The sequence below is a fragment of the Metabacillus schmidteae genome, from assembly GCF_903166545.1.
Taxonomy (GTDB): domain Bacteria; phylum Bacillota; class Bacilli; order Bacillales; family Bacillaceae; genus Metabacillus; species Metabacillus schmidteae.
Map to the genome: position 1 here is coordinate 2822952 of NZ_CAESCH010000001.1, position 15346 is coordinate 2838297.

Here is a 15346-nt window from a genome sequence, read left to right on the forward strand (position 1 = left end):
CTTGGTTACTTAAGATGGCCATTAGTTAGTTTTTTAAAGCCAGAATAACCTTTGTGTTAATTTGTTCTTTAAATACACCTGTTTTTTCGATAGATAACAATTCTTCTTTTAAATGTTGTTCAAATGAATTTACGTTATCTCCGAGAAACCTTTTAGATCCATAGGAAGTTGAATATAAGTTACCGATTATTGATTCTATTGACCACATTTGATCATATGTAGGAATTTGATAACTTTCTAAATTAAATTTTGAATTTGCTACAATTTCCTGATGACTAATGGTTGGGTGCGAGTATGTAGAATTACCAGCTCTTCGTTCATTTCCATACCATAGACTTACTAATTCATTAACTTTCTCTTGCCAAGGTAAAAGGTTTTTATTTGGAGAATAATTGTCTATTATAGCAATTCCTCCTTCATTGGAGACCATTCCATATAACGTTTCTAGAACCTTCTCCCTGTCCATCCAATGAAATGCCTTTGCAATAGTCACACATTTAAAGCTTTTATTTGAATTAACCTTATATTTATCAAGATCCCCATTAAAAAATTCAATATTTTCAACTCTTATTTCTTTGCTAAGTCGCATCGCTTCCTTGATCATTTCAGGCTCTGTATCAATCCCAACTATTCCTTCAAACCAATCGGATAACCTGAATGCCAATTGTCCCGATCCGCAGCCTAAGTCAAGCATATGTCCTTTACCGTCGAGAGAAAACTTCTTAATTAAGTACCTTATTAAAGAGGCTGAATATATAGGTCTATACTGCGAATAATATCTTGCTGTTCCTTCAAACAAGTTTTTACCGTAATCTATCATTAAACCATTCTTCCTTCCTTATAAATTTTCTTAACCACAAAGAATGCACCTTTTGATTAACCAGTACTACCAAACATATGATGATCTTATCCAATATTGCCTTAAACTAAAACAGCGCCTTTCTTGTTATAGAAAGCGCTTTATTACTTAAGATCAACTAATAAAGTAAACCTTAATTTTTAATAATAACCTTATGCTTTATTCCAAATTTTATTTACGTCTATCAAATTCTTTTTATCAAATGTTAATTTATATATATCAGGCATCTCAAGGTCTTTCCAAAAACTAAAATCATATTTTTGATCAAAGTAATTCATTATAAGGACCATAATATTACCATGTGTTCCTACTGCAATGTTCTTTCCCTCAAACGCTTCTAAAGCATTTAAAGTAGCTTTAATTCCCCGTTTCTGGGCATTAACATTAGATTCTCCACCTTCCCAAGTAAAGGTTGGTATCTCCCATACTTTTGTAATAGCTAAATTAAAGTCCTCAACAGGTTTTACACACAAGATCCGTTCCTTAAAGCCATCCTCAATCACAATTTCTTTGCCTATAACATTTGCAATTCCCTCGACTGTTTGAACAGCTCTTCTGTATGGACTAGAAATAATAATATTTATATCTTCATTTTCAAGGATGTTAGTAATTCTTTTTGCATCAGAAAAACCTTTTGTAGATAAAGGTCTGCCTAGTTCATCTGGTGTATATGTGGAATGTGCATGACGTACAAAGTACAAATTAGTTAGCAAAATTATCCTCTCCAATAGAATAATCTTTATTTAAAGATCAATAGTCATTTACTTTATTAAACTTAACTGATCTTAACTCTTATAAGAAGAAAGTTTAAGTACTACCTCTTCATACTTCAAACTAAACGCTTAATGTATATTACAAATTTATTATAGATAACTCACTGACTATCTAGTTATCTGTCTAAATATCGCTAGGCAGCGTTGCAAAATTGTTGGTAGTCACTTTCCATGAAATTATAGTTGTGCTATCGCGTACATTATTTTCCTTAATTTCTTCTAATAATTGCTGCACACCATCTTGATTGGATAATCCATCAAAGGCATTAAAAATTTCAACTGGGTTGTCAAATTTAGTATTTGGACACTCGATAAGCCCATCGGTTGTTAAGAAAATATGATTTTCACCTTTTCTTAATTCTTTTCTACCAGAACTGTAACAAGGTACTGCTAAGTCAAATGTGTTATTTTGACCTACCCATTCATAAAAACTTCTATGATTCTGTTGAAATTCTCCAAGCGCTTTAAGTTCAGAGTGAAACAAATAAAGTATGCAATCTCCTATCGACAGCCACCAAAGAAACTTGTCTTTCCTAATAACAAATAAGCATGCTGTTTCTCCTTGAACATTTTTACATGCTTCTCGAAAGACTTCACTCTTGAAAATACTAAGAATAAAAGTAGATATGTTATCAAAAGCTTCTCCAGACTGTAGTTTTAATATTTGATGCAATAAGTCTTTTTCTTTTTCAAAGGTTGTAAGAATTAATTCTGCACTTTGCGCTGTATTATGAGCATCTAGGATAATAGCAAACTCCCAATCTTCTTCCTGATTAATCCAAAATAAACATCCATCTTCATTGTTATATTGTCCTGTTGAAGAATTACCACCAAAATGACCTATTACAACATTTTTTATCAACAATTCGGTGTGAATTTCATCCACAAAATGCTTTTGGCTCCCAACCCATCTATAATCATTCATGATAAATCACTTAACTTTCTATTATTATGGTATGTGCTCTCCATTGATTGCACAGACAACTGAATGTTCTTTCGAATTAGTTTCATTAAAAGATCCTCCAATTAAAAATAGAAACCGTTCAATCCTATGGTAATTGTTAGGGAATACATCTTAGATAATCCATATATTTTAACATAAATATCCAATTAAAGTGTGGATTTTCTATAATTATATGGATTTAAATTGGGTTAGGCACTTTAATAATGTTTAATTAACATCTCCAAGATAAACAGGAGCTTTTTCTCTATTAAAGTGTTTAACAATATATTTTTTAATTTCTTTCGGATAAAGTCTGTATTGCATTAAATCATTTACTTGTACCCATGCCATTCCTACTTGATGACTATCAGGATCAATAGGATCTATATGATAATTTTCATTGTCTTTCAGTTCACAAACGAAATAGTATTCAATTTGATGAACATGATAATCGGTTGTTGAGTATTCATGATTCTTTCCTATATATTCTCGTATGTGCAATAGTTCTCCAATATTAATTTGGAATCCGACCTCTTCCAAACATTCTCTTTTTTAAGGCTTCATGAAGTGTTTCACCATGCTCTTGCCCACCACCAGGACAAAGATAAAAGAAACCTTCTCTATCTCGATTTTTTGTAAGTAATATCTTGTCTCCATCACTATTCATTATAATTGCTTTTGATGAATTTCTAATGTTCATTAAAACCCTCCTAATAGATAAGTTGCATTGTTGGTTTTATTACAGTTCTTTACAATCGATTCACACTGATCTCTAACAAACTACCTTCTAAAGGAACAAGCATTTCATCATCCTAGATAAGCGTTTATATGGAAAAAAACCTGTTTAAACTAAAAATAACCTTTAGTTCAATACGGGTTAGAATAAGATACTTCGGTTATGTAATTGATAAGAGAATCTTTATCTTCGAGAAAGCTTAATTTTAAAGTTTTTATTTCTTCTATTGACTTCCAAGAAATATCATAAATAAGATTATCAGGGTCATGCAAATTTCTATTTCCCCCCCACAATTTTCACTGAAAAATAATGGGTTTAGCGATTGCATAGTGAGGTAATAAAGCATGGACACCCTTAACCCCATTCACCATTTGAGTAATCCTCATATTTACCGTTAAGCTAGCTAAGGTATAGGCTTTATTACGTTTAAAGCTATATAGTTCTTCCATAAGATCTAGCATTCCTTCTAGAGCAACCACACTAGCTTCATTCAGATCCTCGTGAAATCCAAATGTAACCCAACCTGCAGGAGTACATGCACGAGGCATCGATAGTTTTAAATCCTTATTAAGCGTAAAAGTTAAATCAACAAGATCCATTGGACACTCAATTGCTTGAGTACTAACTTCCCCATCACCTTGGACTGTATGTCCATCTCCCACTGAAAATAATCCGCCCTTAACAGGTATTGGTAGGTATAAAACACTTCCTTTAACTAGTTCTTTACAATCAATGTTTCCACCACAATACCTTGGAGGTACAGTAGAATGAATTCCATGTTCATTAGGAGGCATTCCCATTGTCCCCATAAAAGGTTTTATATCCACACTGTGGTTATATTGACTGACACCAATCATGTTTTTAACATCTAAGTTCCAATTCAAGTGATAGCCCTCATCAACATTTATCCCAAGTCGTTTTTTTACTTGAGCTGAGCCTCCAGCAAAACTCCACCCCCACGATTCAGGGATAACTTCATTAATTCTTATCTCTAAAACCATACCTTCCTCAGCACCTTGAATTGCAATAGGTCCACAGAGTGCATGACCACTGTTTCCTTTTAAATCTTTGGTTTCAAAGGCTTTACGGTCTCCAGTTGTACTAAATGGCTCTAATCCCCAAAGTGCGTCAAGAGTTGAAAAACGAACAGTATCACCTGAATCAATTGTTAGTATTGGAGGGTAATCTCTAGAGAAAGAACCGTGTAGAGTCGATCTTTCAGGTTTTACATAATATGTTTTCATAGAAAAAATCCTTTCATTTACTTAATTGAAGAGACTAAATAAAAAAACCTATGATCTCTAATTAAAGAGACGATAGGTTTTGCCTTCGCGGTACCACTCTTTTTGATTCAATTAACTGTCTAAGAATCCACTTGTTAAACCTGATTACAGTGGTTACCTGTCAAGACCTAATCATTAGACATCAGCCTTGCCACTTATGGGTGACTTGGGGAGTTCATCGACTGTCTTTCACCAACCAACAGCTCTCTATTCGATGAATAATCCTTAATAATCCCAATCATTGAGTTTTGAATTTTCTGATTTTAATTATTCTAAGACTTTATTAAAGAATAATCAACCTTTATTTACTATTTAATTCCATTATTTTGTATTCACCTAAACCATTTTGCATTTATCTTAAAATAATTACATATTCAATCTTATATATCTTGTACATTATGGTTATTTACATAAAAAACCAATTTTTAACACAATATAAATTAACCTTTATACAAGGAGGGAACTTATGTATATAAGAAGGTTTGTAATAATCTTTCTTTGTATGAATCTTTTCTCAGCCTTTAGTGTTGAAGCTATTAACATAAAAGTTGCAGATATATGCAGATATACTATCAAAAAAAGAGCGAAAATCTATGAGTTATATGCTAAACGTAAGGCATTGAGCGAAGCTTTATTAGAAATCGATAATGAAATATTTTAACTTCAAAAAGAAATCCTAATAAATAATAGGTAAAAATAATACTTGCTTATTGCAAACTTTTAAATTATCAAAACCTTGCTCGTCGATCGATTGCTGTAGATTGTTCATCAAAATGTATTGGATTTTAATTCAATACATTCAAAGTTTTAATAATGTTTCTTTTTGTCTCTTCTAATTTGTTTACTTCTTCAATGTGTGTTTTTCCATCTTCTGTATAGAATTCTGCAAAGTCTTGTCCTTCATATCTAGGAACAATATGCATATGAAAATGTGTTAATTCATCAAAAACTCCACCGTTTTGACAAATAGTTATACCATCTGGATTAAACAATTTTCTTATAGCTTTTGAAATAATTCCTGATGCCTTAATTATCGATTTCCCAGTATTTTCGTCAAGTTCATCAAAGTATCGGATATGTTTTTTAGGTAAAATCAGTATATGTCCTTCGTTATAAGGGTTGTGGTCTAAGATACAACAAACATAGTCATCTTCGTATACTACATTAACTGCTTCTTCTTTATTTGCTAATTTACAACCTAAACAGTTCATTTCGATTTCACCCCATTTGCCATTAATAAAAAAGCACAATCCTTATCTTCAAGTTTTGCGCTTTCGATTGTTGAAGGTAGCACTTGTACTATTGCTTCCGTTATTTTAAGTACTATTCTTCCAACATAAGTAAAAAAGCTTTAAGAAACGTAATCGTATACCAAATTTATTTTATCCTAGCATATATGCATGTATCTCTAAGTCCTATTCCATCAGCTGAAATAGCATCATTTTTAAAAATCCCTTCTAAAGTAAACCCTAACCTTTCAGGGATCCTACGACTTTTTTCATTCTTTGAATCACACCGTATTTCAATTCTACGAGCTTTCAATTCATTAAAAGCAAAATTAGAGATTCCTTGAACAGCTTCGGTTATGTAGCCTTTCCCACTATATCGAGTATCTATCCAATACCCAATTTCAAACTTTGGAACATCCCAATTAATACGGTGTAACCCAGACGAAGCAATAAATTCACCTGTATCTTTAAGGAAAATAAGCAGTCGTAAATCCTCACGATTTATAAATCTTACATAAGCATTTCTAATATTAATTTCAGTCTCTTGTTCAGATTGTTCTTTCTGTGCAAAGGGCATCCAAGGTTTAAGTTCGTCAATTGATGCTTGAATTGCATCATAAACTGCTTTTCCATCACCAGGTTTAGGCATACGTATCAGCAATCTATCAGTATAAAATTCAGAAGGAAATTCAATCAACAATGGGTTCATTACTTACTCTCACCAACTTTATATTCTTTTTAATAACTTCTGAATTTATTACCCTTGTTTATATACTTTTCGATACAATAAATGGAATTCCTTCTTATGTTAAACTGAGCGTTACTTTAAGAACATTTCTTTAAGAACATTTCTTTCCAACCTCTATTATGCTTTAACATTAATCTTCAACTTTCTGGCTATTAAACAAGCGACATCCTTATTCAAGAATGGCGCTCTATTGTTGAAGATGTTATTAAGTTAAAACACTGTTAACTTAATATGTTCTTTCATATACATGAAAAAAGTAGTTATATGGATTTTTATCATCCTTTATCCCTTTTTGTACAAATACCTCACTCCATTCCTCATAATTCACTTCTGGAAAAAAAGTATCTCCTTCGAATTCATGTTGTATCTTTGTGATAAACAGCCCGATTGTTGGAAATTTCTAATAAAAGTCCTTTAACAACAATATTGACTTTAATATTTAGATCGAAATTAAAAATGGTTTTACATAGAAACAAAAAAGTACGATAAAAATCTTATCGCACTTAAATTTCATAATTTCTATTTTGTTTTCATTTCCTTTTAAGTGTTTTAAATACCGTATCTTTTCTTCATCTTACCTGATGATCTGTAAGTTATAACCTCACTCATTGCTGAATCCTCAAGTTTTGTAGTATAATATGGCTTTTTCTTGCTTTGAATTCTAACTTTTGTATGTTGCTTCCGATTTTTAGATAGCATCTTGAACATATCTAAACACCTCTCTTATCCATATTATAAGATTATTTTTCTAAGAATTCCATAAATTCTTCAACTTTATGTAACAAAATCTGATCAACTGGTTCATTTGATTTCCTCATGCCTTCTATATTCTTGTCAAATGTGAATAACAAAATGTGTGGTTTGTTATTGACTGAATATAGAGCATTAAAGTAATATCGACCAAATTTCTCAAGATCTCCGTATCTCTTCTTAAATATATAAAAGTTTAAGTCATTTGTTTCTTTAATATAGATGATGGCTTCAATAATGCCAATTCTTTTGTTCATTTTAAACAAGTTGTTTTCTACCTTGATGTTAATACTTGAATTATATACTTTTTCCCCATTATCAGTCAAAATCCTTACTGCTGCTTTCATTAAACAGTATTGGTATAAATCATTGTCGTTTAAGCTTAATGAATCCTTTGAATCTAATGTTGACTGACAATCATTTATAAACTTCTTTAATTTACGATTATTTATAGCTTCTTTAAATTGGGTGTATAACTGACTATTTATTCTTAAAGTAATGTTATCCCAGCTACTTACATCGTTAATATATTCAACTGCTCTTTCAATTCGAATTTCTTTACTAGTTAATGAAAACTCATAAAGTTGTATTCCATTAATATTGCGCTCATTATTAACGAAGATTTTCATCTTTTCTTCTAAAAATTTCAACTTACTACATTTGCTGTCAGATACAATTGTAAATTGCGGCTTGGAAACCTTTGAATCAGTTAAGTTGCCAATTCTATTCTCTAGTTGATCAATTTTTTCATTAGCATCATCTAACTCTTCTTGCAAAGCCTCTTTTTCATTCCATAAAGTATAAGCAAAGAAGATGACGCTTATTAGAAGTAAGATTAAAGGGATATAAAAACTTGCTGCGATCGGCTTTAAATAAGGTGTGATTACCTTACTTATTTGGTCCTTTGTATCGCCGAGCAAAACATCTGATATAACTGGGTAAAGGAAATTCCATAAAACCATTAGTAAGAACAATAGAAAAGTAAATTTTGATAGTTTTTTCATGTTACACTCTCTTACACAATATTTATATTTCCTTGTTAATAACTTTAGTTTAATTGATTAGTAATATAATGTAAATTCACCAGTTTCATTTCTAACTGTTAATTCTTTATATTTCTATCAGTTTTGTTCTGTAATTTTTCTTTGTCTTATTCTAAACCTTTTATAGGGTAGTCATCTATTGGCTTCATTACTTTAGGGAACTTAACGCATTTATAATCATCTTTATTATCTAAAATTGTCGCAAAAATGAGTAGTAAAACATCATTAAACTCACTAACACTTTCAACCCCATATATAGATAGATCAAAAAATATGTCATCTAAGATTTGAGCAACACCCTGCGCAAACTCATTTCTTTGCTTGACTTTTATTCCTTGCCATTTGTTATAACGATCATTATTGAATTCATCGACTAGCGCTTTAATTGGTATTTCAATAACCACATTGTCTCCGCTTATTTTAACGTATTCCATTTTTTCATCCTTTCAGCATTCTTTCTTAGTTCTTTAAGATATTTTCTTATCATTTGAAATCCTGAACTATTGGGCTCGGTCACTAATATTGCTTTTTTAGAACCTCCTCTTTATTTTATTTCAATTTGTATTACCTACTTTTAAGTGAAATAAGTAAGTAAACTTTCATATTATAAGTCACTTTTTATCTTCTGGTTTATTTTTTTATAGAATTGTCTACACAATTAGTTCACTAGAAAAGATCAAAAGAAGAAGACTTTGTTTAAGCAGCCCCCATGTAGGGTTTATGCCCCTATAGTAAATGTCTTCAATTTTCGTCTCTTTCTCACGGATATTTATCACTTAAAATCACACAAGTAAACAGTAAAAGCTAGCGTTAATCCTTTTTAAAATCACAAGGATTTTATGAAATCAGTTTTAGGTTAAATATTGAAAAAAAACGTATGTTCGTATATGATTGATTTGTAAATGGTACATATGTTCGTGATACTGTTTTAACTTTAATGTTGATAAAACTGGCTTTCTTTTCAATCAAGATCAAATACTAAATGGTATAGGATGTGTCTAAAATGTTAATTGAAGATTTAAATAAAGAAGATAATAGAACGTTTAGATCAAACCATGAAAAAAGTGAATGGATCAGCTATGACGAGGCAATGATTAAATTTAAATTATCAAATCATATTATTGATCACTTAATAGAAAATGGGGAATTAGGGTGTCATAAAAAAGGTAATATACAATATATCAGTATAAATGACCTTCTTTATATTAATAAGTTAAAAAAAGAGCTTGAAGAAAATTACTTAACAAAAAATGAGGTTATTGCTTACTTTAGGAATCTTGGTGATATGTTACCGAGACCTTCTGCAAAGCTGGATGAACTAGTAGAAACGATAACGCGTAGATTTAACATCGATAAGCTCGTGCTAAATTTTTACGTTAAAGATTGCAAGAGTTTAGAATTTTACAATAAAAAAGACATTGTAAAGTTTCGTTCAATTGTTTATTCAATAAATGAGCTTCTTAAACATACCAACTACTCTAATGATTCATTTAGAAGAATTATAAGAAAGAATAAAACATTAAATGAAGCGTATATCGGAAAAACATATCTATTGAGCAATGTAGTCGAAGAAAAATTTCAGTGGATATTCGAACAAGATAAATGGACTACTAAGGAAGTTGCCATTAAAAGTTATGGTTTTTATCAAAAGACCATAGATCTTCTAATTGATAAAAACCTTATTGAAACTATTGAAGACCACGCTGGCAAATTACTCATTAAACATTCAACTTTGAAACAAATAGCTAGTTACATGGACGAATTAAAGGAAAACTACTTTACATTGAAACAAATTAGTATGTTCTTCACCAATATTCCTTCTCTGTTTGATACCAAAAGGACAGAACTAAAAAGATTTCTACTAGAAAATCAAGTCCAACTGAAAATAAATGAATTACCTATTAGTAGGTCAAAAGAATTTTACTTAATAGAAGATGTTTATAAGTTAAAAGATAAATATTACTCCATTGTAGATATTCAAGAAAACTTCATTAATGCTAATTATGATGATCTATTGACTATAATTGAAAGTAATTGTGAATTGTTAGATTCTTTAATTCTTAAAGCTTTATTACCTAAAGACGTAATACATAAACATTTACATCTTTTTAATGAAAAATATTTAAAAGAATTTAAACAATCACATTATACAGTATTTGAAGTTGCAAATTCTTTTTACAAAGGGCCAATAGAAAACTTCCGCTCTCTTCTTTTAGCAAATAAGACCTTTAATAAACAACTTATTAATAATAAATTTCTCCCCAAAAAAATCGTTAATAAATTTTTTAATGTTAACAACGATGCAGTGGTTTTAAGTGATTTTCTAAACAAGCATAACATCACTAGTTTTATGTACAAGGAACTTATAGCTAAAGAAGAAAACATAGATCACTATTTTATTTATCCTAAAATTAGATGTATTGAAAAACATTCGTTTGTTGAGCTCGAGAAAAAAATTAAGAAAATAAAAAATGATTATAAGGGATATTGTAGTGCAAATATGGCCAAAAAGATGTTTGAAGTTGAGAATATCGACTTTTCAAAAATAAAGCGTGTAAAAACAACTGCTTTAATTAGGGCTATAATATGTCCCAAAAGTGAATACCTGTACTCGATCAAAGATTTGGAAAGAAATCTGACTAAAGATAATAGAAATTCGGATACTTATATTGATTACTCATTAGGATTTGAAGCATTCAATGAATTACTAATAGTAGAAAACATAACATTTAGTCAAACGACCCTAGAGACAGAGCAATACTGGCTTGGATATGTAGAACTTAAACTTCATAGTTCAAATGCTAATCAAATTTCCTTTGCTGAATTAGTAAGGACTTATGCTAGATGTACTAAGTTACTTGTTGATACAATCAAAATAAATGAACTCAAGGATATTACCACAAATACATTGAACACCTATATGTTCAATTACAATATAGCTAAAACCACTAGGAAAAAATTAATAGCCTTTATTAAACATTACCATAACTCATTAAGAATAAAAAATCAGATAACTAAGTTTAAGATCGATAAACTTTTAGATCCCTATAAAGGGCCAACTACTCCTAAAGAAAAAGAGCTTTACAGTTATGAAGAATTCAATAAAGTCTATGACTATGCCAATAACATTGAACATCATAAAAATAAAGCAATTGATGATGCTCTACAAATCTTATCCGATCAGGAGTCAGATAAGCCTAGATACTGTTATTACGCATCAACTTGGTTATATGTTCTCGCCCATTTAAATAATGCCTGGAGACACCACGATATTGTTAATTTAATACCACGAGTCGACTTATCGATTTTAGGAATAAAAACTTTGGAAGACTTTAGAGATTTGGAACTATCATATGAGCTTGCACAACGATTACTACTTCCATTAAAAACGAAAAAATATAAAATGACTAAGAATAAGATGTTTAATCATTTCCAGTGTTCTGATCCTATTGCAATATCCCTGGCAACAGCTGCGATTATATGTACCTTTATAGCAAATAAACTATATCCAGAAGTTGTATCTGATAAAAAACAAGCTTCAACAAATCTAATTACCTTCGGGAATAAGAGAAACTTATTTAACAGTGATCATAATGATTCTTTTTTTGGAGATTTAAACATTAAGTTTGAGAATAGAAAAATGAATCGTACCCTTCTTGTCATTATGTATATGGTGTTAGTTAAAAAAGGAAAAGGTTCTCAAGCCCTTGAGGTTGCTAAAAGACTTCGCGGTCATTTTGATTTTGAATCTACTAACATCTATCTAGTCATTCCAAATAAAGAGCTTGACTTTTTAGTAGACACAATTTTTAAAAGAGGTAGTTTTGGATATATTCCTAATTTGTTAGCAAATGTTCTATTAGAAACAGATGAAAATAACCGTGCTAAACGAACTGAGGAAATTGTAGCTATAAAGAAAGGATTTGGTGGACTAAAAGGGATCGAGGCTACCAGTGGTTTTTTACATTATATCCTTTCTGAAAAAAGCACTGTAGCAGATATGATCCTTAAAATGGGACGTAAAGAAGCTTCGGATCTACTGTTTTCTTTGAATGCTAATTTAATGCCAAGTAAGGAAGTAAACATACAATGTATATTCTCAAGTCAGGATTGTAAGAAACCTGGAAGGGAAAATTGTCAAGGATGTCCCTTTTCCATTCCGAATTATTATGCTATTTTACAAATAGTAAAAAGTATGAAGCGTGTGGTATATGAAATTGTAGGATCTTTTGATCTTGCAGAACAATATCCTGCAGAAAGAACTAAACTGGCAAATCAATTCGCTATGTATATGGACGCTTTAATGGATGCTTATGTTGAGTTTGGTGAGGTTGTATTTGAATTCTTTGAAAAAAGTGAGGATGGTACCCCATTTGGATTAGCTGATCTTAAGGAATTATTTGATACTGTAAGTGGTTTTTCTGCAGACGGAATATCTGTTGAGAATTACATAACCTTTTCTCAAAAACATAATATTAACAATGTATTGGAACAATTTGAGCCACATCATTAATAAAGGTCTTAAACTCTTATATTAATAAAGTTCAGGCCTTTTAACGACAAAGAGCGTCATCCTTATTCAGAATGTCGCTCGATTGTTGAAGAATATACTAGAACTAAAGCATCCGTTACTTCAATAAGAATAACTAATCTCCTGAATCTAATTTATCTTGCTGATTAACTTTATATATCTTTTTCAGTGTGTTGTTTATATTATTTAGGCTTAATAATATAAAGCCAAGCATTATAAAGGTTATAATTTCTCCTGTAAAAAAAGCAATGACACCTAATATCAAGAAGTAAAAACTGTACCACCAATTATTCATTCATAAAACTCCCCATTTCATTATTCATTAATACTATCTCTAATAACCAACTTCTTCTACTAAATTGCTTCTTTAGTCGAATAAGAAAAAATGCCTTACTTCTTTATGAAGCAAGGCTATTTATAGTTCAATGATAGCTTAATTTAATTAGAAATACTCTGTGTCTAAACCAAGATAAATTAATACCGAAGCAATTATAAAACCAGCAAAGAATAACCCCTTATTAAACTTAGACCAACTTTCCATCCATCCCCATCTTTTTTTATCAACATCAAACCAGAAGTAATCGAGAAGTACAGCTGATATAATGATTATGACAGCTATAGTGGAAGCCATTTTACATCCCTCCTATTTAGTTACTAGGTATACGTTAATTTATTAGTGATGGTTTCAATTATTCTTCAATTAATCCGATTCTTAGTTTAACAAAGTTACTTACTATTATTATGAAGTTCAAATGACTCTTCAAAGTCCTCCCATTTTACGTTTACTATTATAACTTCGTCTTCACTTACTTTTGCCCCACCTTCCGAACTACCTGAAGATGAAAATGTTAGTGTTGATGGGGGCTCAGTGAACTTTTCAGTGCTTTTCCCACTACTATTAATAGTTTCATATGAGTATTCAAGTTTTTGTAATGAAGACAACTCTTCTAAAGAACCTTTATATTTTAATACGAACTTATAGCTATCTTCGTTAGAATAAGTTTTTTTTTCGTCTTTTTCTCCCCATTTTTCTGTTCCTTTATAGAGGTATTCAGCTTCCCAATATTTACTTTCTCCACTAAATGTATAGTCATTGGTGCTAGTTTCTGAACAAGCTGTTAATAGCATTATTGTAAGTAATAAAGCAGCTATTTTCTTCATATTACTTCTCCTCCAAAATAAGAACTAGTGTTACCAAGGCATTTCACCTATATTTGGCTCTACAAACATGCCTGACTGTTGCAATGTTATGGATTCTATCCAATCAAATATATATCTTGATGCTTCTGAGGCTTCCATATCAGCATCAGCTGATGCTGTGCCTGTTTTTAGTTTTCCAGGATGTTATTGCACTAACATGGATCCCCTTCTTTCTTAATTCCTGATAAAGGCACACTGTAAGCATGTTTTGTGAGGCTTTTGCAACTCTGTATGAGTATGAAAAATATCTATCTTTGAATTCGTCAGAAACCATTTTGGTCAATGATCCTAATCGCGATGATACATTAATTATTCTAGGATTTGACGAATTGCTTAAAAAATCTAATGAACCTTGAACTGTTCTCATGACTCCAAGACAATGTATGTTTATTAAATTCATCATTTCTTCAGAAGTTACCTTTTCAATTTGATATTCCTTCCCAGATATACCAGCGTTATTAATCACAATATCTATCTCTTTGGTATGCTGATCTAGAGTGGTCTTTATAATTTCCTTACAACTATCTAGACCTATATCAGCAACAATTGGGAAACATCTATGCGGGAATTCAGATAAAAGCTTGTGTGAAGATTCTTCACTACGAACCAACGGAAATACATCATAATTCTTCAAATGGAATACTTTTAACAATTCATAGCCCAACCCTCTATTTGCACCAGTAATCAATACTTTTCCTTTCATTAATTCACCCCTCAATAGAATAAATACAAAATTGTAAATTATTCCTATTCCCCTTCTATAAAGAGGGCCATAAATCCTCCCAATAAAGTGTATTACTTCACAGGCATTTCCTAATTTAAAAATATGATCATCATTCTAGATGTTCAACAATCTCAATCTGGCCCGATTGCGGAAGATCAGCTTCCTCATATTTCAAATTAATTTCTAGTTTTAGTGCTTTTTAATATAGTTATTGCTAACACTCTCACTGGTTTATGATCAATGCGTTAATCATCACCCTTGCGTTATCCTCAATATACATCAATGTTACAGAACCCACTTATTTAAAAGAGCTAGTGCTTCTATTGCTTCACTCATTCATTTAATTTCTATTATGTTTGCAAAATATGAACTTTTATTAAAGTGTTGGAATTAAAGATTTTATTTTCTACTTACTTAATAGAAAAACATCATTGTATTTCCACATAAAACACTTATAAATTTAATGTTTTTATAAAAAGTTGAGTTATCCACAGCATATTTCCAATTTAATTGGATTTTCTTTGCTT

General features: G+C 30.7%; 15 protein-coding genes, 2 pseudogenes and 1 other annotated feature. Of the genes and pseudogenes, 2 read left to right on the top strand and 15 right to left on the bottom strand.

What is annotated here, in order from left to right; all coding sequences use genetic code 11:
- Positions 1–25: 25 nt before the first annotated feature.
- The 6 genes from HWV59_RS13665 to HWV59_RS13685 form a co-directional block, all read right to left on the bottom strand.
- Positions 26–820 carry a class I SAM-dependent methyltransferase gene (locus HWV59_RS13665; RefSeq protein ID WP_175639159.1) on the bottom strand — a complete coding sequence of 265 codons (795 nt, stop codon included), beginning with the start codon at positions 818–820 and terminating at the stop codon, positions 26–28.
- Positions 821–1011: 191 nt separating this feature from the next.
- Positions 1012–1572 carry a histidine phosphatase family protein gene (locus HWV59_RS13670; RefSeq protein ID WP_175639160.1) on the bottom strand — a complete coding sequence of 187 codons (561 nt, stop codon included), beginning with the start codon at positions 1570–1572 and terminating at the stop codon, positions 1012–1014.
- Between the two features lie 184 nt (positions 1573–1756).
- A complete protein-coding gene (locus HWV59_RS13675; RefSeq protein WP_175639161.1) occupies positions 1757–2557 on the bottom strand; it encodes a protein phosphatase 2C domain-containing protein in 801 nt (266 codons plus the stop codon).
- A 246-nt stretch (positions 2558–2803) separates the two neighbouring features.
- On the bottom strand, positions 2804–3076 hold the full coding sequence (locus HWV59_RS27405) for an NUDIX hydrolase (protein WP_328824258.1): 273 nt from the start codon (positions 3074–3076) through the stop codon (positions 2804–2806).
- A 13-nt stretch (positions 3077–3089) separates the two neighbouring features.
- Positions 3090–3275 carry an NUDIX hydrolase gene (locus HWV59_RS27410; RefSeq protein ID WP_328824259.1) on the bottom strand — a complete coding sequence of 62 codons (186 nt, stop codon included), beginning with the start codon at positions 3273–3275 and terminating at the stop codon, positions 3090–3092.
- Positions 3276–3607: 332 nt separating this feature from the next.
- Entirely contained in the window at positions 3608–4555 is a 948-nt protein-coding gene (locus HWV59_RS13685) for an acetamidase/formamidase family protein (RefSeq protein ID WP_175639162.1), read from the bottom strand.
- A gap of 62 nt (positions 4556–4617) precedes the next feature.
- Positions 4618–4845: a binding site (T-box leader), on the bottom strand.
- A 215-nt stretch (positions 4846–5060) separates the two neighbouring features.
- Here HWV59_RS13685 and HWV59_RS13690 point away from each other — a divergent pair.
- On the top strand, positions 5061–5255 hold the full coding sequence (locus HWV59_RS13690; protein WP_175639163.1) for a hypothetical protein: 195 nt from the start codon (positions 5061–5063) through the stop codon (positions 5253–5255).
- 124 nt (positions 5256–5379) lie between these two features.
- Here HWV59_RS13690 and HWV59_RS13695 read toward each other — a convergent pair whose 3' ends face one another.
- The 5 genes and pseudogenes from HWV59_RS13695 to HWV59_RS13715 all read right to left on the bottom strand — a co-directional run bounded on the left by HWV59_RS13695 (position 5380) and on the right by HWV59_RS13715 (position 8798).
- Positions 5380–5805, bottom strand: coding sequence for an HIT family protein (locus tag HWV59_RS13695; RefSeq protein WP_175639164.1), 426 nt, complete (start codon positions 5803–5805; stop codon positions 5380–5382).
- A 166-nt stretch (positions 5806–5971) separates the two neighbouring features.
- Positions 5972–6532 carry a GNAT family N-acetyltransferase gene (locus HWV59_RS13700; RefSeq protein ID WP_175639165.1) on the bottom strand — a complete coding sequence of 187 codons (561 nt, stop codon included), beginning with the start codon at positions 6530–6532 and terminating at the stop codon, positions 5972–5974.
- Positions 6533–6797: 265 nt separating this feature from the next.
- A pseudogene (locus HWV59_RS13705) lies at positions 6798–6953 on the bottom strand (dihydrofolate reductase); the annotation flags it as partial.
- A gap of 358 nt (positions 6954–7311) precedes the next feature.
- Positions 7312–8325, bottom strand: coding sequence for a hypothetical protein (locus tag HWV59_RS13710; protein WP_175639166.1), 1014 nt, complete (start codon positions 8323–8325; stop codon positions 7312–7314).
- A gap of 146 nt (positions 8326–8471) precedes the next feature.
- Positions 8472–8798, bottom strand: coding sequence for a hypothetical protein (locus HWV59_RS13715; protein ID WP_175639167.1), 327 nt, complete (start codon positions 8796–8798; stop codon positions 8472–8474).
- 569 nt (positions 8799–9367) lie between these two features.
- Between HWV59_RS13715 and HWV59_RS13720 the strand changes: the two genes are divergently transcribed.
- Complete coding sequence (locus HWV59_RS13720; protein ID WP_175639168.1) at positions 9368–12877, top strand: hypothetical protein; 3510 nt, start codon at positions 9368–9370, stop codon at positions 12875–12877.
- A 133-nt stretch (positions 12878–13010) separates the two neighbouring features.
- Here HWV59_RS13720 and HWV59_RS13725 read toward each other — a convergent pair whose 3' ends face one another.
- From HWV59_RS13725 to HWV59_RS13740, 4 genes and pseudogenes are all read right to left on the bottom strand, one after another.
- Positions 13011–13190, bottom strand: a complete 180-nt coding sequence (locus tag HWV59_RS13725) for a hypothetical protein (RefSeq protein WP_175639169.1) — start codon at positions 13188–13190, stop codon at positions 13011–13013.
- A gap of 147 nt (positions 13191–13337) precedes the next feature.
- Entirely contained in the window at positions 13338–13526 is a 189-nt protein-coding gene (locus HWV59_RS13730) for a hypothetical protein (RefSeq protein WP_175639170.1), read from the bottom strand.
- Positions 13527–13621: 95 nt separating this feature from the next.
- Positions 13622–14056, bottom strand: coding sequence for a putative periplasmic lipoprotein (locus tag HWV59_RS13735; RefSeq protein WP_235991730.1), 435 nt, complete (start codon positions 14054–14056; stop codon positions 13622–13624).
- A gap of 30 nt (positions 14057–14086) precedes the next feature.
- Positions 14087–14798: pseudogene (locus tag HWV59_RS13740) on the bottom strand (SDR family NAD(P)-dependent oxidoreductase).
- Positions 14799–15346 lie beyond the last annotated feature (548 nt).

What these genes read in the sequence shown, in the direction of transcription:
- HWV59_RS13665 (WP_175639159.1), bottom strand. Translation starts at nt 820, where the DNA reads ATGATAGATTACGGTAAAAACTTGTTTGAAGGAACAGCAAGATATTAT.
- HWV59_RS13675 (WP_175639161.1), bottom strand. Translation starts at nt 2,557, where the DNA reads ATGAATGATTATAGATGGGTTGGGAGCCAAAAGCATTTTGTGGATGAA.
- HWV59_RS27410 (WP_328824259.1), bottom strand. Translation starts at nt 3,275, where the DNA reads ATGAACATTAGAAATTCATCAAAAGCAATTATAATGAATAGTGATGGA.
- HWV59_RS13685 (WP_175639162.1), bottom strand. Translation starts at nt 4,555, where the DNA reads ATGAAAACATATTATGTAAAACCTGAAAGATCGACTCTACACGGTTCT.
- HWV59_RS13690 (WP_175639163.1), top strand. Translation starts at nt 5,061, where the DNA reads ATGTATATAAGAAGGTTTGTAATAATCTTTCTTTGTATGAATCTTTTC.
- HWV59_RS13695 (WP_175639164.1), bottom strand. Translation starts at nt 5,805, where the DNA reads ATGAACTGTTTAGGTTGTAAATTAGCAAATAAAGAAGAAGCAGTTAAT.
- HWV59_RS13700 (WP_175639165.1), bottom strand. Translation starts at nt 6,532, where the DNA reads ATGAACCCATTGTTGATTGAATTTCCTTCTGAATTTTATACTGATAGA.
- HWV59_RS13710 (WP_175639166.1), bottom strand. Translation starts at nt 8,325, where the DNA reads ATGAAAAAACTATCAAAATTTACTTTTCTATTGTTCTTACTAATGGTT.
- HWV59_RS13715 (WP_175639167.1), bottom strand. Translation starts at nt 8,798, where the DNA reads ATGGAATACGTTAAAATAAGCGGAGACAATGTGGTTATTGAAATACCA.
- HWV59_RS13720 (WP_175639168.1), top strand. Translation starts at nt 9,368, where the DNA reads ATGTTAATTGAAGATTTAAATAAAGAAGATAATAGAACGTTTAGATCA.
- HWV59_RS13725 (WP_175639169.1), bottom strand. Translation starts at nt 13,190, where the DNA reads ATGAATAATTGGTGGTACAGTTTTTACTTCTTGATATTAGGTGTCATT.
- HWV59_RS13730 (WP_175639170.1), bottom strand. Translation starts at nt 13,526, where the DNA reads ATGGCTTCCACTATAGCTGTCATAATCATTATATCAGCTGTACTTCTC.
- HWV59_RS13735 (WP_235991730.1), bottom strand. Translation starts at nt 14,056, where the DNA reads ATGAAGAAAATAGCTGCTTTATTACTTACAATAATGCTATTAACAGCT.